The 20,843-nt window shown below is 70.5% G+C and carries 12 protein-coding genes; 7 read left to right on the top strand and 5 right to left on the bottom strand.

Annotated features, from left to right (window positions below; all coding sequences use genetic code 11):
• The first annotated feature begins 54 nt into the window (after nt 1-54).
• From ABB55_RS02200 to ABB55_RS02180, 5 genes are all read left to right on the top strand, one after another.
• Nucleotides 55-1,287, top strand: a complete 1,233-nt coding sequence (locus ABB55_RS02200; protein WP_054357337.1) for a phenylacetate--CoA ligase family protein — start codon at nt 55-57, stop codon at nt 1,285-1,287.
• Nucleotides 1,288-1,316: 29 nt separating this feature from the next.
• Nucleotides 1,317-2,108, top strand: a complete 792-nt coding sequence (locus ABB55_RS02195) for an enoyl-CoA hydratase/isomerase family protein (RefSeq protein ID WP_054357336.1) — start codon at nt 1,317-1,319, stop codon at nt 2,106-2,108.
• Nucleotides 2,109-2,250: 142 nt separating this feature from the next.
• On the top strand, nt 2,251-4,257 hold the full coding sequence (locus ABB55_RS02190; RefSeq protein WP_054357335.1) for a trypsin-like serine protease: 2,007 nt from the start codon (nt 2,251-2,253) through the stop codon (nt 4,255-4,257).
• A 161-nt stretch (nt 4,258-4,418) separates the two neighbouring features.
• The gene (locus tag ABB55_RS02185) at nt 4,419-5,660 is read left to right on the top strand and encodes a S1 family peptidase (protein ID WP_054357334.1); all 1,242 of its coding nucleotides are present in this window, start codon (nt 4,419-4,421) and stop codon (nt 5,658-5,660) included.
• A gap of 116 nt (nt 5,661-5,776) precedes the next feature.
• On the top strand, nt 5,777-7,399 hold the full coding sequence (locus tag ABB55_RS02180) for a GMC family oxidoreductase (RefSeq protein WP_054357333.1): 1,623 nt from the start codon (nt 5,777-5,779) through the stop codon (nt 7,397-7,399).
• Nucleotides 7,400-7,410: 11 nt separating this feature from the next.
• Here ABB55_RS02180 and ABB55_RS02175 read toward each other — a convergent pair whose 3' ends face one another.
• The 3 genes from ABB55_RS02175 to ABB55_RS02165 form a co-directional block, all read right to left on the bottom strand.
• A complete protein-coding gene (locus ABB55_RS02175; RefSeq protein ID WP_054357332.1) occupies nt 7,411-7,803 on the bottom strand; it encodes a carboxymuconolactone decarboxylase family protein in 393 nt (130 codons plus the stop codon).
• The gene (locus ABB55_RS02170; protein ID WP_083463285.1) at nt 7,757-8,248 is read right to left on the bottom strand and encodes a MerR family transcriptional regulator; all 492 of its coding nucleotides are present in this window, start codon (nt 8,246-8,248) and stop codon (nt 7,757-7,759) included. The genes ABB55_RS02175 and ABB55_RS02170 overlap by 47 nt, the downstream gene beginning before the upstream one ends.
• A 112-nt stretch (nt 8,249-8,360) precedes the next feature.
• Nucleotides 8,361-9,182: an AraC family transcriptional regulator gene (locus ABB55_RS02165; RefSeq protein WP_054357331.1), complete on the bottom strand. Its 822-nt coding sequence runs from the start codon at nt 9,180-9,182 to the stop codon at nt 8,361-8,363.
• Nucleotides 9,183-9,310: 128 nt separating this feature from the next.
• Here ABB55_RS02165 and ABB55_RS02160 point away from each other — a divergent pair, with 128 nt between their 5' ends.
• Both ABB55_RS02160 and ABB55_RS02155 read left to right on the top strand, forming a co-directional pair.
• Entirely contained in the window at nt 9,311-10,267 is a 957-nt protein-coding gene (locus ABB55_RS02160) for a dihydrodipicolinate synthase family protein (RefSeq protein WP_054357330.1), read from the top strand.
• Entirely contained in the window at nt 10,258-11,199 is a 942-nt protein-coding gene (locus ABB55_RS02155) for a 4-hydroxyproline epimerase (protein ID WP_054357329.1), read from the top strand. The genes ABB55_RS02160 and ABB55_RS02155 overlap by 10 nt, the downstream gene beginning before the upstream one ends.
• Nucleotides 11,200-11,590: 391 nt before the next feature.
• Here ABB55_RS02155 and ABB55_RS02150 read toward each other — a convergent pair whose 3' ends face one another.
• Together ABB55_RS02150 and ABB55_RS02145 are read right to left on the bottom strand one after the other, a co-directional pair.
• Nucleotides 11,591-12,859 carry an aminotransferase class I/II-fold pyridoxal phosphate-dependent enzyme gene (locus tag ABB55_RS02150; RefSeq protein ID WP_244471952.1) on the bottom strand — a complete coding sequence of 423 codons (1,269 nt, stop codon included), beginning with the start codon at nt 12,857-12,859 and terminating at the stop codon, nt 11,591-11,593.
• A 113-nt stretch (nt 12,860-12,972) separates the two neighbouring features.
• Nucleotides 12,973-20,565 (bottom strand): type I polyketide synthase, encoded by a 7,593-nt coding sequence (locus tag ABB55_RS02145; RefSeq protein WP_083464038.1) that lies wholly within the window; start codon nt 20,563-20,565, stop codon nt 12,973-12,975.
• Nucleotides 20,566-20,843 lie beyond the last annotated feature (278 nt).

Here is a 20,843-nt window from a genome sequence, read left to right as displayed (position 1 = left end):
GAAGGGCATTCTTTCGCATCCTCGATCCCTTCACAAACTCTGAGGATCGGCTCCATGGCGAAATTCCACGACCGCCGCGAGACGCAGGCGCCGGCCCGGCGCGAGGCGGATCTGATGGCGCGGCTGCCCGCCGTGGTCGCCGCCGCCCGCGCGCTGCCGGCCTGGCGGCGGCTGCTCGCCAAGGTCGACCCGGCAACGGTGGTCGATCGCGCCGCGCTGGCCCGGCTGCCGGTGTTCCGCAAGTCCGATCTGCCGGCCCTGCAGCGCACGGGCTTGCCCTTCGGCGGCACCATCCCGGGCCGGCCGGGCGACTACCGTCGGCTGATGATGTCGCCGGGCCCGATCTTCGAGCCGGAGGCGCATGAGGAGGATCCCTGGCGGGTCGCCCGGGCGCTGACCGCGGCCGGGATCGGCCGTCGCGGCGTCATCCTGAACACCTTCTCGTATCACCTGACCCCGGGTGCCTGGTGCTTCGACGCCGGCGCCCGCGCGGTCGGCTGCGCGGTGATCCCCGCCGGCCCGGGCAATACCGACGCCCAGCTCGACCTGATCGAGGCCTATCGCCCGGACGCCTATGCGGGCGTGCCGGATTTCCTGAAGCTGATCCTCGATGCCGGCTGCGACCGGGGCCGGGACGTCGCCTCGATCCGCCGCGCCATCGTCTCGGGCGCGGCCTTTCCGCCCTCGCTTCAGGCGGAGTTCCGGGCCCGCGGCATCGACGCCTACCAGCTCTACGCGACCGCCGAATGCGGCGCGATCGCCTATGAGACGCCGGCCCGCGAGGGAATGGTCGTCAACGAGGACATCATCCTGGAGATCCTGCGCCCCGGCACCGGCGATCCGGTCGCGGAGGGCGAGGTCGGCGAGGTGGCCGTGACCATCCTCGATCCGAAGAAGCCGCTGCTGCGCTTCGCGCTCGGCGATCTCTCCGCCGTCCTGCCCGGCCGCTCGCCCTGCGGCCGTACCAATATGCGCATCCGCGGCTGGCTCGGCCGGGCCGATCAGGCCGCCAAGGTCAAGGGCATGTTCGTCCGCCCCGAACTGGTCGCCGCCGTCCTGGCGCGCCATCGCGACGTGGCGCGCGCACGGCTCGTCATCGCCCGGGCCGGCGAGGCGGACGCGATGACCCTGAAGGCGGAATGCGCGGCACCGGAACCGGGCCTTTCGGACGCCTTGGCGGCGACCGTCAGGTCGGTCATGAAACTGGGGGCGGCGATCGAACTCGTGCCGCCGGGCAGCCTGCCCAACGACGGCAAGGTCATCGAGGATACGCGTCCGGTCGGCTGATCGGGTTGGCGCGACCGGGAGGGACGGATATGGAGCACAGGCAGGAAGACGTCGTTTTGGTGTCGCGGCGCGGCTCGACCGCGACCGTGACGATGAACCGGCCGGGTGTGCTGAACGTGCTCGACGACGCCATGGCGGACGGCCTCGTGGCGGCCTTCGCGGCACTGGCCGCGGACGACACGGTGCGGGTGGTGATCCTCACCGGAGCCGGACGGTCGTTCATGGCCGGCGGCGATCTCGCCCGCTTCCATGCCGATCTCGAGGGCGCGCCGGGGACGGCCGCCGGTCTGATCGACAAGTTCCACCGGCTGATGCGCATCATGAAGGACATGCGCGCGCTGGTCATCGCCGCCGTGCACGGGCCGGTCGCCGGCGGCGGCGTCGGGCTCGCCTTCGCGTGCGATCTGGTCGTCGCCGCGGAGGGCACGACCTTCCTGTCGGCCTATACCAAGATCGGCACCAGCCCGGACGGCGGCACGACCTGGTCGCTGACCCGGCTGATGGGACCGCGGCGGGCGCTGGAATTCGTGCTCTTCAACCAGCCGCTGCCGGCCGACAAGGCGCTCGAATGGGGCATGGTCAACCGGGTCGTGCCGAAGGACGACCTGACGGCGGCGGTGGAGGGGTTCGCCGACCGCCTGGTCGCCTCGGCGACCGGCGCCACCGCTTCGGTCAAGCGGCTGATCCAGTCGGCCACCCAGGCGAGCTTCGACGAGCAGCTCGAGCGAGAGAAGGCCTCCTTCGTCGCGGCTGCCGGCACGGCGGATTTCCGGGAGGGCATCTCGGCCTTCTTCGAGAAGCGGCAGCCGTTCTTCTCCTGAACGACGCCCGGGCCGGAGCGATTCAGCCGCCTTCCCATCGGATTGGGGGCGGCTTCCTTGCCCGGCCCGCGCGGATGCGGTTTCATTCCTGACAGTCGGCGGGCCACCGCCGAACGAATCCCGACGGTCAGGATATCTCACCATGCAGACGGACGATCTCGGGCCGAAGCGCCCGTTCGCAGCAGCGGCACTCAATGCCGGAACCCTCCTGACCGCGGCGCTGCTGATTTCGATTGCCTCGGCCGAGAGGCCGGCATGGGCGGCCGGTCCCCAGGTCGCCGCCAGCGACACCGCCGATGGCGGCAAGCGGCCGGCCAAGCCCGCGCGCGGCGAGAAGGCCGGCAAGGCGGGCAAGGCCGGCGCTCCTGCCGCGGCCGGATCGAAGCCGCCCGCGACCCCGGCCACCGATCGCGCCGGCGACGTGATTGCGCCGGCAAAGGGCGGGACGGACGCCAAGACGCCGGAGGCGAACCCCGCCGCCGGTGCGGCGCCCGCCGCCGGTGCGGCACCTGCCGCCGGTGCGGCACCCGCGACCGCCGCGACGCCGGCCGGCGCGATCAAGGGCGCACCGGACGCCAAGGGCACGCCTGACGCCAAGGGCACGCCGGACATCAAAGCGCCGACCGAGGCCAAGCCGGGCGTGCTGCCGGCCGCCGGGGCTGCGGCCGCTGGGGCTGCGGCAGGCGTGGCGGCCGGTGTCGGCGCGGCGTCGGCCGAGGCCGGCAAGCCGGTCACCGGCGGGCCGGATCCGCAGCCGGGTGAGAAGCGCGAACTGGTCTCCGAAAGCGCCGAGCCGTCGCTCGACGAGCTTGCCAAGTCGGGCGAACTGGGCGGCCGGGTGATCGGCGGCGCGCCGGCCAAGCCTGGGCAATGGCCCGGCATGGTCGCCATCATGATGACCAAGCCGGACAAGAAGGCATCGCTGTTCTGCGGCGGCACGCTGATCGACGCCGAATGGGTGCTGACCGCGGCCCATTGCGTGGTGCCGATGAGCAAGGCTGCCGGCAAGGCGACCTTCACGGTCCGCGAAGGCACGGCCGATCTCGACACCGCGCCGGCCGGAGACATCGAGATCGCCTCGATGGTCGCGCATGCCGACTATTCGACGGCGACCTTCGCCAACGACATCGCCCTTCTGAAACTGGCCCGACCGGCCAAATCGGCCCGCCAGACGCTGGTTCGCGGCAGCGAGGTCCCGGGCCTCGTCAAGGACGACGCCAAGGCGACCCTGATCGGCTTCGGCCGCACGAGCGGCGACGGCAGCACGTCGCCGGCCCTTCTGCAACTCGATGTCGGCCTGATCGGCGAGCCCAAATGCCGGGAGGCGCTCGGCGAGCGCATCTCCGGCGCCACGGTCTGCGCCGCGCGGCCGAAGGGCTTCGGCGCCTGCAACGGCGATAGCGGCGGGCCGCTCTTCGCCCTCGATGCGCGCGGCCGCTTCGTCCAGGTCGGCGTCGTCAGCTACGGCCCCAAGGGCTGCACCGACAAGCTGCCCGACGTCTATGCCTCGGTCGGTCATTTCGAAGCCTGGATCAAGGAGCGCGTGCCGGCCGCCGCCTTCGCGCCGCTTCCCGAGGCGACGAAGCCCGCGATGGCGGCCGTCGATCAGGCGCTGGTGCCGCTGACCGCCGGTGGCGCCGCCGCCGCCCCCAGCACGGTCGCCCAGGTCCGCCTGCAGATCGTCCAGGGCGAGCGGCTCAAGATCGGCAGTTTCGCCGATCTGCGCATCCTGTCCTCGACATCCGGCCGCCTCGTCCTGTTCAGCCAGGGACCGGACGGGCAGGCGCACCAGATCTATCCCCTCAAGGGCATGCCGAGCGGGCGCGCCGAAGGGGCTCCGGCCACGATCGAGGCCGGACGCTCGATCTCGATCCCGTCGGCCAAGGCGCGCCAGCAGGGCTACCGCTACAAGATCCTGCCCCCGGCCGGCCCGAACAGGTTGATCGCCGTGGTGGTCCCCGAGCGCGCCAAGGCCGACGATCTGATCGCCCGTCATGCCGATGGCGATCCGATTCCGGACTTCGACAGGTTCGTCGCCGAACTGATCCAGCGCGAGGTGGCGAGCCGGGCGGAGAGCGACGTCAAGGATCTGATCGTCGCCCCGCTGGATCGCGGAACCGCGACCCTCGACTACGAGATCGTGGAATGACAGCCGCCGGCGGCCGCCCGGCCACGGTCCCGGGGCGGCCGCGGATGCAGCGGTGGCTTGCAGGGCTTGGGTGGGTGGCCGCCGCATTGGCAAGCCCGCCGGCGGCCGTTGCCCAATCTCCGGCCGACGGCGGGGCCCCGTCCGTCTTGCCGGGCGCGGTCATGGACCGGATGATCGCGGCGCGAGCCGCCGGACGACCCACGTCGCAGATCGTCACGCCGGCGCAGCCGGGCGAATGGCCGAGCCTCGTTTCGCTGCTCGTCTCCCGCGACGGCGTCGCAACCCGCTTCTGTGCCGGGACGGTCATCGATGCGCGCGCCGTCCTGACCAGCGCCGAATGCGCGCTGGCGTCGCGCGTCGGCGACATCCGTGTCGAGTTGCCGGCGCGGCGCCATGACGAGGCGTCGCGCGACGAAATCCCGATCGCCTCCGTCGCGGTCCACCCGGATTTCGACGCCGCCCGCGGGACCAACGATCTTGCCGTGCTGATCCTGGCGCGGGATGCGGCGACGATCCGCCAGCGCCTGGCAGGCCCCGAGACGCGTCCGGTCTCCGGCCGGGGCGGCCTTGTCGCGGTCACCGCCGGTTTTGCGTCGCCGATCGCCGGCCCCGCCATGAGCGATCGCCCTACCTGGCGCGTGCCGCTTCGCGAAAGCGGCGCCTGCGGCACGGGTCCGCAGCGCGTTGCGGCCGATCCTGTCCTTTGCGCCGCCTTCGAGCCGTCCGAGGCGGCCGGAACGGGGGAACCCGGCGGCCCGCTTTTCGCTGAGACCGGGACGGGCGAGTGGGTTCAGATCGGCGTCCGGTCGCCGGCCACGGGATCGGCGGCCTACGTCGCCATCGCCGGATCTGCCGGCTGGATCCGCTCGATCGCCGCCGGGGCCAACCTCGCACGCGCCGATGACTCGGCGGCGTTTCCCGTCTGGTCCCGGCCGGCCGCACCGGTCGCAAGTCTCTCGCTCGACGTGGTCGACGGCCCGCGGCTCAAGATCGGCACCGGCCTGCGCATCCGCCTGCTGTCTCCCCGCGGCGGCATACCGATCCTTCTGCTGCAGGAGGCGAACGGCAAGGCGAGATTGATCTGGTCGCCCTTCGTTCGGGCGTTCCGCCAGCGCAATGGCCGTGAGCGCGTATCCCCCGGGCAACTGGTCGAAATTCCGACGGCCGAGCAGGCGGAACGCGGAGCGCGGTTGACCGTCACCGGACCGGCGGGACCCGCCCGCCTCGTCGCGGTCATGGCCGACAATCTCGACCGGGATACGCGCGATATCGAAGGCCTTCAGGCCGGCGACGCGATCGGCGATCCGACGCGCCTGATCGAGCGCATGCTGAACGCCGGCAAGGGCTTCCACGGCTTGCAGAGCCATGCGGTGGCGGTCGTCGATATCGAGATCGTCGAGTAGGGCGGCCTCGCCGCCCGATCGCCGGCACCTGCCCGCAATCCGGATTGCGGGCGGGTGCGACGGCATGGCACATGTCGTCGATCCGCCCGCGAGAGGCGGCGAGGAGATGGCCGGGAATGACAAGCATCGATGGGGACTACGATTATATCGTCGTCGGGGCGGGCTCGGCCGGCTGCGTTCTGGCGAACCGGCTGTCCGCCGATGCCTCCAAGCGCGTCCTCGTGCTCGAAGGGGGCGGCTGGGACAACTGGATCTGGTTCCACATTCCCGTCGGCTATCTCTTCGCGATCGGCAATCCGCGCTCGGACTGGATGTTCGAGACCGAGAAGGAGCCGGGGCTCAACGGCCGTTCGCTGCGCTATCCGCGCGGCAAGGTGATCGGTGGCTGTTCGGCCATCAACGCCATGATCTCGATGCGCGGACAGGCGGCCGACTATGACCACTGGCGCCAGCTCGGTCTCTCCGGCTGGGGCTGGGACGACGTGGCCCCGGTCTTCCGCCGCCTCGACGACCACTTCATGGGCGACAGCGAGCATCACGGCACCGGCGGCGAGTGGCGGGTCGAGCCGCCGCGCCTGCGCTGGGACGTGCTCGATGCGGTCGCCACCGCGGCCGAGGAGATGGGCGTACCGCGCACGCGCGACTTCAACACCGGCGACAACGAGGGCGTCGGCTATTTCCATGTCAATCAGAAGCGCGGCTTCCGCTGGTCGACCGCGCGCGCCTTCCTGAAGCCGGTCCTGAAGCGACCGAACCTGCGCCTGCTGACCTCCGTGCTGGTCGAGCAGGTGCTGGTCGAGCAGGGGCGGGCGGTCGGCGTCCGGTTCCGGCAGGGCGGCGAGACGAAGACGGTGCGCTGCCGCGGGGAGGTCATCCTGGCGGCCGGCTCGCTCGGCTCCGCGCAGATCCTGCAACTGTCCGGCATCGGCCGGCCCGACTGGCTGGCCGAGCACGGGATCGAAACCCGGGTCGAGCGGATCGGTGTCGGCGGCAACCTGCAGGACCACCTGCAGCAGCGGGCGATCTACAAGGTCACGGGCGTCAAGACGCTCAACGAGACCTACCATTCGCTGGTCGGCCGGGCCCTGATGGGGCTCGAGTTCGCCGCCTTCCAAAGCGGCCCGCTGACCATGGCGCCGTCGCAACTCGGCATCTTCACCCGGTCCAACCCGTCCGCGGAGCGGGCCGACATCGAGTTCCACATCCAGCCGCTGTCGCTGGAGAAGTTCGGCGATCCGCTGCACCGCTTCCCGGCGATCACGGTCTCGGCCTGCAACCTGCGCCCGACCTCGCGCGGCAGCGTGCGCTTGCGCTCCGCCGATCCCGCGGCCAAGCCGGTGATCGCGCCGAACTATCTGGCCACCGAGGCCGACCGCCTGATCGCCGCCGATGCCATCCGGGTCACCCGCCGGCTGATGAAGCAGCCGGCCGTCGCCCGCTTCCGGCCCGAGGAATATCTCCCCGGGCCGGCCGTCGGCGACGACGATGCCGCGCTCGCCAAGGCCGCCGGCGACATCGGCACGACCATCTTCCACCCGGTCGGCACGGCCAAGATGGGCTTGCCGAGCGATCCGACGGCGGTCGTCGACGAGCGCTTGCGCGTCTATGGCGTGGCCGGGCTCAGGGTGATCGACGCCTCGGTGATGCCGACCATCACCTCCGGCAACACCAACACGCCGACCATCATGATCGCCGACAAGGGCGCCGCCATGGTGATCGAGGATGCGCGCGGCCGCTGAGGTCGTCCCAATCAGGCTTCGCCCCGCGCCGCGCGCCGGGCGAACACCGCCTTGGCGGCGAAGAGGCCGTTGAGGGCTGCCGGAAAGCCGGCATAGACGGCCATCTGCATCAGCACCTCAACGATCTCGGTTCTGGTCAGGCCGACATTGAGGCCGGCCTCGATATGGACCTCCAACTGCGGGGCGGCATTGCCGAGCGCCGCCAGCGCCGCGATGGTGGCGATCTCGCGTTCGCGCAGGCCCAGTCCCGGGCGGGAATAGATGTCGCCGAACGGGAACTCGAACAGATAGGTGGCGAAGTCCGGCGCGATGTCGGCGAGCGCGGCGATCACCGCCGTGCCGGCAGTGCCGTCGATCTCAGCCAGCGCGCGCCGACCGCGTTCGAGCCGGCTTTCGGGTTCCACTGGAAGGGAGCCGGCCGGAAGCGGGGCGGCCGGGCAGGGGGCGTTCGGGCTGGGGGCGTTCGGGATGGAGGGATGCAGCATGGTCGTCGATCCTCGTCTCGGCGTCGGCATAGCCGGCGATCTTGGCGTCGAGGACGGCGAGGCAGGCCTGCCATTCGGCGATGCGGGCGCGGACCGTCTCCCGGTGGGCCTCGAGCAGGTGCTGCCGCTCTGAGCCCGTCGCCGGCCCCGCCGCCCGCAAGGCCGCATAGCGCAGCATCTCGCGGATCGGCATGCCGGTCGTCTTCAGCCGGGAGAGAAACTCGATCCAGGTCAGGATCGAGGCGTCGTAGTCGCGCTGGCGCGAACCGTCCCGATCGGCATAGGGCAGGAGCCCGATCCGCTCGTAGTAGCGGATCGTGTGTGCCGACAGTCCCGAGCGCCGGGCCAGTTCGCCGATCTTCATGAAAGCCTGCCTTCCGTCTCGACACCCGGGACGCTACGGGTTCGAGCGCGCTCGAAGTCAAGGACCATTTTCCGCCCGTCCCGGCGCATCGCCGACCGCCGCCCCGCGCCGTTCACGGCCCCCGGGTACCGGCGTGATGGCGCTGGTATTGGGCGGGCGTGATGCCGACCGATTTGCGGAACTGGCGCGTGAAGGCGGCCTGGTCGGCATAGCCGCAGTCGAGGGCGATGCTGACGATCGGCGCGTCGGTCAGGCGCAGCCGGCTGCAGGCGCGTTCGATGCGCGCCCGGATCAGATATTGGCGCACCGAGAGCCCGAACAGGCTGCGCATGCGCGCATCGAGCTGGTGCGCGGTCAGGCCGGCGCGGGCGGCCAGGTCGTCGATGCGCAACGGCTTGTCCATTTCGGCTTCGATATGATCGATCACCCGCGAGAGATTGCTCATGTCGCGGCCCGCACCGCCGATCGGCTGCAGATCGCGCGAGATGCCGGTCAGCCCGATCACGGCCTGGTCGTCGCCGACGATCGGCTCCTTCCAGGTCAGGCACCAGTCCTCGGCGCCGCCGGGATAGAGATGCAGTTCCAGCTTGCCGTGGATCGGCTCCCGGTCGGCAATGACGCGCCGGTCCTGCTCGGCGATGCGCCGGCCGAGAATGCCGGGAAAGACCTCTGCGGCCGTCAGCCCGATCAGGTCCTCCTTGCGGGCCCGGCCGGAGCGCGCGGCGAGCGTCCGGTTGACCGTCACGTAGCGACCGGCGGCATCCTTCACGAAGAAGACCGTGTCGCCGATCGCGTCGAACAGGTCCTCGCAGACGAAGGGACGGCCGAGCCGCGACAGCAGGGGCGACGGATCGCAGGCAGCGGCGTTGCAGGCGGGGGCGCCCAGGGCAGGGCCTTCGGGGGCGGGACGGGGCTTGGTCTGGGGCCGCTGCACGCTTGTGCCGATTCCGGATTGTGCGGCCCGGGTTCGGACAAGACCGCTTCCCGGCGATGCTGACATGATCGCAGCCATCGAGACAAGCGCGGTGGCCCCGGACGGTCTGCCGCGGCATGGAGGGATGCATGTCGGCCACCATTTTCCGCGGCACGATGCCGGCCTTGATGACGCCCGTGACGGCGGATCGCGAACCCGATTTCGATGCCCTCGTTCGCAAGGGCCGGGACCTGGTCCAGGCGGGCATGTCGGCGGTGGTCTATTGCGGGTCGATGGGCGACTGGCCGCTCCTGACCGACGAACAGCGCATGACCGGCGTCGAACGCCTCGTCGCCGCCGGCCTGCCGGTGGTGGTCGGCACCGGGGCGCAGAACCCGAAGCGGGCGGCCGCTCTCGCCGCCCATGCCCGCGCGGTCGGTGCCCAGGGCCTGATGCTGATCCCGCGCGTCCTGTCGCGTGGCGCTTCGATGGCGGCCCAGCGCGCGCATTTCGACGAGGTGCTGGCCGCCGGCGAGGGCCTGCCGTCGGTCATCTACAACAGCCCCTATTATGGCTTCGAGACCCGCGCCGACCTGTTCTTCGACCTGCGCGCGCGCCATCCGCATCTGGTCGGCTTCAAGGAATTCGGCGGCGCGGCCTCGCTGCGCTATGCGGCCGAGCACATCACCGGCCACGATCCGGACGTGATGCTGCTGGTCGGCGTCGACACCCAGGTGGTGCATGGCTTCGTCAATTGCGGCGCCGTCGGTGCCATCACGGGCATCGGCAACGTCCTGCCGCGCGAAGTGCTGCAACTGGTCTCGCTGTGCCGGCAGGCGGCGACGGGCGATGCCACCGCGCGCCGGCTGGCGGGCGAACTCGACCAGGCGCTCGGCGTGCTGTCCTCCTTCGACGAAGGCGTCGATCTGGTACTCTATTACAAGTACCTGATGGTGCTCGAAGGCAATCCGGAATACGCGCTGCATGTCAATCCGAGCGACGCGCTCAGCGCCAGCCAGCGGCGCTATGCCGAGACCCAGCTGAAGCTGTTCAAGACCTGGTACCGGTCCTGGACCGGCGCGGCGGAGCTCGCCCGATGCGCGTGATCGACTCGCACACCGAGGGCGAGCCCACCCGCCTGATCGTCGACGGCGGCCCGCCGCTCGGCACCGGCCCGCTCGCGCTCAGGCGCGAGCGCTTCGCCCGGAATTTCGACGACTACCGCCGCTTCGCCGTCAACGAGCCGCGCGGCAGCGATGCCGTGGTCGGCGCGCTGCTCTGCGAACCGGAGGATCCGACGGCCGCGGCCGGACTGATCTTCTTCAACAATACCGGCTATCTCGGCATGTGCGGCCACGCCACGATCGGGGCGGCCGTGACGCTCGCCCGCATGGGGCGGATTGGCCCCGGCCGCCACCGGTTCGAGACCCCGGTGGGATCGGTGACGGTCCAACTCGACGGCCCGAACGCGGTCACGATCGAGAATGTGCCGAGCTTCCGGCACCGCGCCGGCGTGGCGGTCGAGGTCGACGGGCTCGGCAGGGTGGTCGGCGATGTCGCCTGGGGAGGCAATTGGTTCTTCCTGGTCGAGACCGCGCCGCTGCCGCTCGAGATGGCCCATATCCCCGGCCTGACCCGTGCTGCCGAGGCCGTCTCGCGCGCACTCGCCGCCGCCGGGATCACCGGCACGGACGGCGCGGCCGTCGATCATGTCGAGTTCTTCGGCCCCCCGGCCGCCGCCGATGCGCAGAGCCGCAACTTCGTGCTCTGCCCGGGCGGCGCCTATGACCGGTCGCCCTGCGGCACCGGCACCAGCGCCAAGCTCGCCTGTCTCGCCGCCGCCGGCAAGCTGGCGCCGGGCGTGGACTGGATCCAGGAGAGCATCGTCGGCAGCCGCTTCACCGCCCGCTACCGCCTGGACGAGGCCGGCCGCGTCATCCCGAGCATCACCGGGCGCGCCTATGTGGTCGCCGAGGCGACGCTGCTGCGCGATCCCGGCGATCCCTTCGCCAACGGCATCGTGTCGCTCGCGGCGTAGAACCGGATCGCGGGCCTCCCGGCCGTTCTGTCGGCCGGGGTCCCGCGGTCGGACGACGATCGCCGCTTCCGGTCAGGGGAGGCCGGCACCGGAACCGAGGCCCCGCCCGCCCGCAGCGACGGCCGCGCGGTTCGGGTGCTGCCTCCTCTGGCCCGAGACGGTGGCCGCCTTGCCGCTGCCCGCCCCCCAAACAGGAGGCGTCGCGCGTCGGCCTATGGCGGGGTCGGACGCGCCGGCGCAGCCGTCCGCCGCATGGCGATGCCATCCGTCAGATGGCGTGTTCGGCCGCGGACGAGAGCCGGTCGGCAGAAGGGGGCTGCCGAAAAGCGAACGCCGGCCGCAATGCATTGCAGCCGGCGCCGAGGTCGTGGCGTTGCGGGGTCGACGCTGGTCAGCCGCCGCCGGCCAGCCGCTTCCAGGCCGGCATTTCGGTGCGCATCTGGCGGATTTCGCGATCGACGATGGCGACGGTCTCGCGGATCTGCGCCTCGTCATGCTCGGCGGTGATGAAGAAGCGCAGGCGGGCCTGCTTCTCCGGCACGGCCGGGAAGATGATCGGCAGCACGTTGACGCCGGCCTCGTAGAGGCGATTGGCGCACATCACCGCCGAGGTGGAATCGCCGATGATCACCGGCACCACGGCGGCATTGATGGCGGTACCGGTATCGAGACCCGCCTCCCGGCAGAGTTCGAGGAACAGCTTGGCGTTGGTGCGGATCTTCTGCGCCCGCCAGGGCTCGCGCTCCAGGAGCTCGATCGACTTGATCGCCGCCCCGGCCAAAGCCGGTGGGAAGCCGACCGAGAAGACGAAGCCCGGCGCGCCCGCCTTCAGGATCTCGATCAGGGCATGGGAGCCGGCGATATAGCCGCCGGCCGCCGCGAAGGATTTGGACAGGGTGCCCATCCAGATCTCGATCTCGTTCGGATCGACGCCCTGCTCCTCGGCGAGGCCACGGCCATGCGCGCCGAGCACGCCGGCCGAATGCGCCTCGTCGACCATCAGCCAGGCATCGTGCCGGCGCTTGATGTTCACGAGCCGCTTCAGGTCCGGCATGTCGCCGTCCATGCTGTAGAGCCCCTCGACCACGATCAGGCAGCGTTCGTGGCGCGAGCGCGTGCGGGTCAGATGCTCTTCGAGCGCGTCGAGGTCGTTATGGGCGAACATCAGCCGCGTGGCGCCCGACATGCGGGTGCCCTCGACGATCGAATTGTGGCTGAGCGCGTCGCACAGGATGAGATCCTTCGGCCCCATCAGGTGGCCGATGGTCGAGACGTTGGTGGCATGGCCCGAGACGAAGACGACCGCGTCCTCGGTGCCGTGCAGGCGCGCCAGCGCCATCTCCAGCTCGTGATGGATCGGCCGCTCGCCGGCGACCAGACGGCTCGCCGAGACGGTCGTGCCGTAGCGGTCGATCGCCGCCTTGGCGGCCGCCGAAACCTCCGGATGGCCGTTCAGCCCGAGATAGTTATAGGACGCGAAGTTGAGCAGCGTCCGGTTGCCGCACAGCGTGGTCGCGCCGGCCCGGCCCTCATGGACGTGGAAGAACGGGTTGGCGATGCCCGAAAGCTCCGCCGCCGCCGCCATCATGCGCAGTTGCTTGTGCTGCGGCATGGTCGAGAAATCGAACGCCCTGGGACCGACCGGCGCCGTCTCGAGCATGGCGGGCTCATCGCCGTCGCGTTCGCGTCGATTTTGAGCCTTTGCTTTCAAGTCCGCGAGAAGCTTCGACTTCTCGTTCTTCGCCAGACCTTCGATTCCGCGCGGAGCCGTCATCAGAACACCTTCTTGATCGTCTGGCCGCGCCGCTCGATCGCCTCGGCCACGGCGGCGAGATCCTCCGCCGTCGAGCCCTGGAAGTCGGTATGGCTATTGGCCAGCGTCTCCGTGTCGCTGGTCGCCGACATCGCATCGCCGCCCTGGATCCGCGCCACCATCTTGGTGGCGATATCGTGCAGCGTAGCGCCGTTGGCAAGCGACATGAGCGGGATTTCCACGCCGAGCCGGCTTTCGGCGGCCATGCGCAGTTCGAGCGCCATCAGCGAGTCCATGCCGATTTCGGAGAGCGGCTTGTGGCGGTCGATATCGTCGCCCGGCATGCGCAGAATGCGGCCGATCTCGGCTCCGAGCAGGCGGATCACCCGCTCCAGCGCCTCGGCCGGCGGCAGGGCCATGATCTCCTCGCGCGCGGCCTGGTCGCCGCCCTCCGCGCTTTCCGTCGCGCCGAGGTCGCCGAGATCGGCGAAGAGCGGCGTCGAGACCAGCTTCAGTTCCTTCGAGGCCGACGCCCAGTCGATGCGGGCAAAGCCGATCGCGGCCTTGTCCATGGCGGTCGGATCGAGCGCCATCAGGGCCTCGAGGCCGTCGAGCGCCTCTTCGACCTTCAGGGCACTGCGGCCGAGTTTGCGCGCCAGCATCTCGTTGACCTGCGTGTTGCGGGCGAGATAGCCCGCATCGCCGATCGCGCCCCACGCCACCGCCAGGCCGGCAAGGCCCTCGGAGCGGCGCTTGCGCGCCAGGGCTTCGAGATAGGCGTTGGCGGCCACGTAGTTGGCCTGACCGGGATTGCCGACGATGGTCGTCGCCGACGAGAACAGCACGAAGCAGTCGAGATCGAGCCCGCGCGTCGCCCGGTCGAGGATCGCCGCCGAGGCGACCTTCGGGTGCAGGACGGTGCGGATGCGTTCCGGAGTCAGGTTCTGCACCAGGGCATCGTCCAGCACCATGGCGGTGTGGAACAGGCCCTTGAGCGGCGGACCGCCGGCGGCGAGCCGGGCAAGCAGCGCCTCGACGGCCTTCGGATCGGCCGCATCGACCGCCATGGTCTCGACCGTGGCGCCCATCTCTTCGATCTCGCGCACGATCTCGATGGCATCGCCTTCGACGAGCCCGCGCCGGCCGATCAGGACGAGGTGGCGCGCGCCGCGCTGGGCGAGCCGCCGGGCGAGGCCGAGGCCGAACCCGCCCAGGCCGCCGACGATCAGGTAGCGGCCCTCGGCCGAGACCTGGAAGCCCGGCGCCGTCGGCGTGGCCGAGACCGCCGGCACCGCCGGCGGGGTGATCACGATCTTGCCGATATGGCCGGCCTGCTGCATCAGCCGGAAGGCTGCCGTGGCATCCTCGGCCGCGAAGGCGCGGAACGGCAGCGCGGTCAGCGAGCCGTCCTCGAACAGGCGCATCAGGTTGCGGAACAGCCGCTCGGCCAGCTTCAGCTGACGGGTCAGCAGCTGGTCGGCGTCGATGCCGAAATAGCTCAGATTCTGGCGGAACGGCCGCAGGCCGAGCCGGGTGTTGCCGTAGAAGTCGCGCTTGCCGAGTTCCAGGAAGCGGCCGAACGGCTTCAGCACCTGGACCGAACGCTCCATCGCCTCGCCGGCGAGCGAGTTCAGCACCACGTCGACGCCTTGGCCGCCGGTCAGGCGCATCACCTCGTCGGCGAAGGCCAGACTGCGCGAATCGAGCACATGGTCGGCACCGAGCGTCTCCAGCAGCACCCGCTTCTCGCGGCTGCCGGCCGTGGCGATCACGGTCGCGCCATGCGACTTGGCGATCTGCAGGGCGGCCAAGCCGACGCCGCCGGCGCCGCCATGGACCAGCACCGTCTCGCCCTCTTCGAGGCGGGCGAGATGCACCAGCGCATAGTAGGAGGTCAGGAAGGCGACCGGGATCGTCGCCGCCGCCTCGAACGACATCTGCGCCATCAGCGGGGCGACCGCATGGGCCGGCACCGTGACATGGCCGGCAAAGGCCGCCGCCGCGAAGGCGACGCAGGGGTCGCCGACCTTGAAGCCGGTCACGCCCGGGCCGACCGCGCTGACCACACCGGCGCATTCCATGCCGAGCGTCGGGCCGGCGAAGCCGTCCTCGAGCGCCTCGGGCGGCAGCAGGCCCATGGCCCACATCACGTCGCGGAAGTTGAGACCGGTCGCGCGGATCTCGATCTCGATCTCGCCCGCGCCGGGCGCGGTCCTCGCCACGGTCGACCAGGTCAGACGATCGAGCGAGCCCTGGCCGGCGATGTCCAGGCGCCGGGTCAGAGGACCGCTGACGCCGGCAAGGCTGGTCTCGCCGATCAGGCCGCCGCGCACCACGCGCAGCGCCGAGCGGCGGTCGGCGTCGAGCACGATCTCGTGCTCCGCACCGGCATTCTCGATCTCGTGGGCGATCCGGATCGCCGTCTCGGACGGCGCCAGCGACGGCGACGGGTCGATCTGGCGGATGTCGAGATTGGGATGCTCGTTGGCGACGACGCGGGCGAAACCCCAGAGGCCGGCCTGGGCCGGACGGTGGGTCGCGACGCCGACGATCGACTGGGCGGCACCCGGTGCGATCGTCCAGACGCGCACTTCGCGCGTGCCGAGCGCACGGGCGAGGGAGCCGAAAGCCGCGGTGCGCGCCAGCACGGCGGCTTCCGCGTCATCCTCGGGGGCCGAGGCGCCATAGGCGAAGACGACCTCGAAGTCGCCCTCCGGCAGGGCATCGCGCAGTTTCGCGTCGGCTTCCGGCGTGCCGTCGAGCGGCACGACCTTGGTCGAATAGGCGGCCGGCGGATGCGCCTCGTCGGACGGCAGGTGATCGATCAGGATCTTCACCGGACGACGGCCGCCGTTCAACTGGGCGACCAGGGCATCGGAGAGGGCGCGACCGCGACCCTCGCCATTGGTGACCAGCACGACCGGCTTGCGCACCGGGGCCGGCGCCTCGGTGGCGGCCGGCGCCTCCGGTGCGATGCCGGTGATCAGGAACGCGGCCGTGGCCCCGTCGAGCGCATGATCGACATGCACGTTGCGGAAGCCCGCCTGGGCGGCGACGTTGGACCAACGGTTGCGACGGTCGGGCAGGCGACCGACCGGGCGATCCGGATCGGCCGACGAGCGCCACCAGTCCGCCGAGATGCCGCGCAGGGCATCCACGAAGGGCCGGCCTTCCGGTTCGCACAGCGCAATGGCACCGCCGGGCGCGATGCCGCGGCCGAGCAGCGACAGGGTCGCGGCCAGATCCGGCCAGCGATGGGCCGCATCCGCGGAAACGGCGAGGTCGTAGCGGATGCCGTTCTCGCCGTCGAAGCTCGCCCATTCGGCGGTCTTCAGAAGCGTGTGATGACCGATCAGCAGGCGCGCACGCTCCAGCACCGACGGATCGGGATCGGTCAGCGTGACCGAACCGGTCTCCGGGTCGAGCGCGGCCAGAATGCGGCGGACGAGACCCTGGTTTTCGGCACCGAGCACCAGGATCGACAGCGGCCGGTCCTTCGGGGCGGTTGCGACGAGATCCTCTACGAGGCGGGCGACGGTCGCGGCGATCGGCGCGAAGCTCGGCGAGCCGCTGGCCAGATGATCGCGCATCGCTTCCGAGCCGATCGGATCGCTGCCGCCCTCGACCAACCGCCGCTCCAGGACATCGGCGAGGCGCGACAGCATGGTGGCTTCGGCGATCCAGGCCGGCTGGTCGGCGACGATGGTCCGGATCAGACTGTCGACCGAGGGATTGTCGGACGCGTCCTCCAGGCGCCAGCGTCCATCGGACTGGCTGGCCTGACCGTCCTCTTCGAGCGCGGCGAGCAGGCGGGCAAAGAGCGGGCGCATCTCGGCGTGGACGCGGCCCTGGCCGACCAGGTCGGCGATCTGGAAGCCGTCGCGATCGGCGCCGACGATGCGGCCGATGACGGCGGCCGCCAGATAGGTGAGGGCGGCATCGACCAGGATGCGGCCTTCCGCGGGATCGGAGGGGCCGTCCTCCGCGGCGAGGCGGAGCCGTTCGGCCGCGGCCGCCGGGCCTTCCGGCCACGCGGCTTCCACCGCCGACGCCAGGCCGTCCTGCGGCAACCGGACCGGCACGGTGCGGTAGACGAAGTCGTCGAGGGTCGCTTCGCGGGACAGCTGGACGGCGGAGAAGCGGGCACCGGTCAGCGAGGCGACCACGGCGCCGGCCGCATCGACCAGCGTAAAGGCGGCCTCGATCGACTTGACCGAGCCCTTGGTCAGTTCGAGGCGCGCCGAGGCGACCGGCGCGCCGGCTGCGAAGATGCGCAGGGAGCCGAGCCGGGTCGGCAGGAAGCTCTGCTGGCGGCCGCCCATGCCGCGCTCGGCGAGGAGCGCGAAGAGGCCGTGGAAGGCGGAATCGAGCAGCGTCGGATGCAACAGGTATCCCTGCTCGTCGAGCGGGGCCTGCGGACCGGCGAACCGGATGGTGGCGGTCTTGTCGTCGATCACGTCGACGCTGGCGGCGCGGCGGAAGGCCGGGCCGTATTGCAGGCCGAAGGTCTCGGTCAGACGATAGAGCTCCGCCGACGCCATGGTCCGCCGTGCCGGGCCGGTCGCGGCCGGGGCCGGCATGGACTCGACCGGAACGCTGGTCAGCGCGCCGCGGGCATGCAGGCTCCAATCGTCGCCGGTCAGCCGATGGCGGCTCAAAATCTCGACCACCATGCCGTCGTTCGAAACCCGCACGGCCACTTCGCGCGGCTCGGACGGCTCGATTACCAGGGCCCGAACGATGTCGAAGTCCTTGAGCTCGATCCGGTCGGTGCCGATCAGTTCCCGTCCCGCGGCGAGCGCCATCTCGGCCAGGCCTGCGGCCGGCACCACGATGGCGCCGTCCACCTTGTGGTCCGCCAGCCAGGGCTGCAGTTCGGTATCGAGGTGATTGAAGAAGACCGGGCCACCCTTGCGGTCGGACAGGCCGATCAGCGGATGGGCGGTCGGCCGGTAGGTCGACAGGGCTTCGGGCGTCAGGTCGAGCTTGTAGGCCTGATTCTGCCAGGCATAGGCGGGCAGATCGGCCGTGCGCGGGCCGGACCCGAACAGCGCACGATCGTCGACCGCCGCACCATGGGCGACAACGCCCGCCGCGATGCGGGCGATCGGATCGACGGCTTCGGAATCGGCGCGGTCGAGCGATGACAGGGCGGCGCCGGTGAGGCTCGCCTCCTTCAGGATGTCGTTGACATAGGCGCCGAGCACCGGACGCGGGCCGATCTCGAGGAACACCCGATAGCCGTCTTCGGTCAGCGCCTTGACGCCGGCCTCGAAGGCGACCGGCTGGCGCACGTTCTCCCACCAGTACTGCGCGTCGAGCGCCTCGCCGGGCACGATCCCGCCCTTGACGGTGGAATAGAACGGAATCTTCGACGCATGCGGGCGGATATCGGCCAGCGTCTGCATCAGCGGCTGCCGGATCGGATCGACCAGCGCGCAATGGAACGGATAGTCGAGATCGAGCCGCTTGAAGGCCCAGCGCTTGGAGCGGGCGAATTTCAGGAACTGGTCGAGAGAGTCGATCCGGCCCGAAATGGTCACGCCGCGCGGGCTGTTGATGGCCGCGATCTCGATGCCCGGGTAGCCGGCTTCCGCGATCGCCTTCTCGGCCTCCGCGGCCGGCATCAGCAGGGCGGCCATGCCGCCGAGATGGCGGGTGATCTCCTGGTGGGTCGAGCGGGCATGGATGACCTTGACCGCGTCCGAAAGATCGAGGGCGCCGGCCGCCCAGGCGGAGGCGACTTCGCCCACGCTGTGGCCGACGACCGCCCGGGGGCGGATGCCGCGCATGGCGAGCGCCTCGACCAGCGCGACCTGCACGCCGAACAGAAGCGGCTGCGCCACTTCGGTCCGCTCGATCTCGTTCTCGATCTCCTCGGAGAACATGGTGGTCAACAGCGACCAGCCGGCGCGGCCCATGAACACCCGGTCGACCTTCTCGAAGGCCTTCTGGAAGTCCGCATTGACCCGGTAGGCGACGCGCCCCATGCCGGCCCATTGCGAGCCGTTGCCGGAGAAGACGAAGGCCAGGCCGCCCTCGCGGACCGGCGCGCGGGCATCGACGATCTGCGCCGAGCGGTTGCCGGCGAGCCATTCGTCGAGCGCGCCGACCATCTGGTCGCGCGCCATCGGCAAGGTGACGATGCGGTGCTCGTGGCGGTCGCGACCATGGGCGGCGGCGGCCAGAAGGGCCTGCGCGCCGGCCGGCGTCGCGGCGGCCAGACGGTCGCGATAGCCCGCAACCAAGGTCTTCAGCGAGTCGCGGCTATGGGCGGAAACCACCAGCGGCGTCGGGCCGGACGCCGTCTCGGCCGTGCGGACCGGTTCGCCCTCGCGGATGACCACATGGGCATTGGCGCCGCCGAAGCCGAACGAATTGATGCCGGCGTGGCGCGGACGGCCACCGCGCGGAATGGCGACGGGCTCGCTGGCCACGGAAAGATTCAGGTCGCCGAAGGGGATGTCTGGGTTCGGGGTCTGGAAGTGCAGCGACGCCGGCAGCACTTCGTTCTCAAGCGCCAGGATCGACTTCAGCATGCCGGCCACGCCCGAGGCCGGCTCAAGATGGCCGACATTGGTCTTGACCGAACCGACCGGCAGAACGCGCTGGCGCCGCTGGCCGAGCTTGCGGCCGAGCGCGCCGGCCTCCGCCGGATCGCCGACGCGGGTGCCCGTGCCATGGGCCTCGACGAAGGCCAGGTCTTCCGGATCGATGCCGAAGCGGGAATAGACCTCCTCCAGGAGGGCGGCCTGCATGTCCGAGGAGGGCAGCGACAGGCCGACCGTGCGGCCGTCGGAATTGATGCCGGTGCCGACGATGGTCGCGCGGATGCGGTCGCCGTCGGCACGCGCCTTCGGGGCGGCCTTCAGCACCATGGCGACGGCGCCTTCGGAGCGCACATAGCCGTCCCCGGCCGCGTCGAAGGCGCGGCACAGGCCGGTCGGCGACAGCATCGAGGCGCGGGCGAAGCCGATGAAGGGCACAGGCGAGCCGAGCACGTTCACGCCGCCCACGATGGCGGTATCGATCCGGCCGGAGCGGATGGCCTCGGCGGCCTCGTGCATGGCGACGAGCGAGGAGGAGCAGGCGGTATCGACCGTGAAGCTCGGGCCACGCAGATCGAATATGTAGGAAATCCGGTTCGAGATGATCGACAGCGTGTTGCCGGTCATGAACTGGGCATCGATCGCCGCCGGATCGAAATAGAAGCGGTTCATGTAGTCCGACGACGAGGCGCCGATATAGACTCCGACGCGCTCGCCGGTCAGGCGCGACGGCCGCATGCCGGCATGTTCCAGCGCCTCGTAGGTCACCTGCAGCAGCATGCGCTGCTGCGGATCCATCTGGATCGCCTCGCGCGGGCTGATGCCGAAGAAGCCCGGGTCGAAATCGAACACGTCTTCGACGATACCCGCCGAGAACGTGTAGCTCTTGCCCCAGACATTCTTGTTCGGATGCAGAAAGCGTTCGGTCGCGAAGCGATCCGAGCTGATCCGGGTGACGGCGCAGCGGCGTTCGTTGAGGAGCGTCCAGAACGAAGGCACGTCCGGTGCCGAAGGCAGCCGGCATGCGTAACCGACGATCGCGATTTCGGTTTCTCGGTCAGCCATGGTCAATCGGTTCGCCGTCATTCGCTCTCATTCGCGTCCGCCAAGGGACGTCAGTCTCGCCGCCGTCCCATCCGGGCCGAGCGAATCGACTGCCGGACCCTCGGGCGCCCAGTTCGCCACCGTCCGACTGTCCTTAACCGCCGATCCGCGCGAAGGAATCAGCGTCCCGTCACTGGGTTTTCGATCAAGTGCGCATGGACCCCGTCCGGGTGATACCCCATCGGGTGCGATGGTCGCAACTGCGGACTGATCACGGTTTCTATCGAAACTGTAATGGT

This window comes from Prosthecodimorpha hirschii (assembly GCF_001305515.1).
GTDB classification, from domain to species: Bacteria; Pseudomonadota; Alphaproteobacteria; order Rhizobiales; family Ancalomicrobiaceae; genus Prosthecodimorpha; species Prosthecodimorpha hirschii.
This window is presented reverse-complemented; position numbering and strand designations above follow the sequence as displayed.

Bases quoted from the DNA above. Each gene is read 5' to 3' on its own strand.
- ABB55_RS02200 (WP_054357337.1), top strand. From the start codon at position 55: ATGGCGAAATTCCACGACCGCCGCGAGACGCAGGCGCCGGCCCGGCGC.
- ABB55_RS02195 (WP_054357336.1), top strand. From the start codon at position 1,317: ATGGAGCACAGGCAGGAAGACGTCGTTTTGGTGTCGCGGCGCGGCTCG.
- ABB55_RS02190 (WP_054357335.1), top strand. From the start codon at position 2,251: ATGCAGACGGACGATCTCGGGCCGAAGCGCCCGTTCGCAGCAGCGGCA.
- ABB55_RS02185 (WP_054357334.1), top strand. From the start codon at position 4,419: ATGGACCGGATGATCGCGGCGCGAGCCGCCGGACGACCCACGTCGCAG.
- ABB55_RS02180 (WP_054357333.1), top strand. From the start codon at position 5,777: ATGACAAGCATCGATGGGGACTACGATTATATCGTCGTCGGGGCGGGC.
- ABB55_RS02170 (WP_083463285.1), bottom strand. From the start codon at position 8,248: ATGAAGATCGGCGAACTGGCCCGGCGCTCGGGACTGTCGGCACACACG.
- ABB55_RS02160 (WP_054357330.1), top strand. From the start codon at position 9,311: ATGTCGGCCACCATTTTCCGCGGCACGATGCCGGCCTTGATGACGCCC.
- ABB55_RS02155 (WP_054357329.1), top strand. From the start codon at position 10,258: ATGCGCGTGATCGACTCGCACACCGAGGGCGAGCCCACCCGCCTGATC.
- ABB55_RS02150 (WP_244471952.1), bottom strand. From the start codon at position 12,859: ATGCTCGAGACGGCGCCGGTCGGTCCCAGGGCGTTCGATTTCTCGACC.
- ABB55_RS02145 (WP_083464038.1), bottom strand. From the start codon at position 20,565: ATGGCTGACCGAGAAACCGAAATCGCGATCGTCGGTTACGCATGCCGG.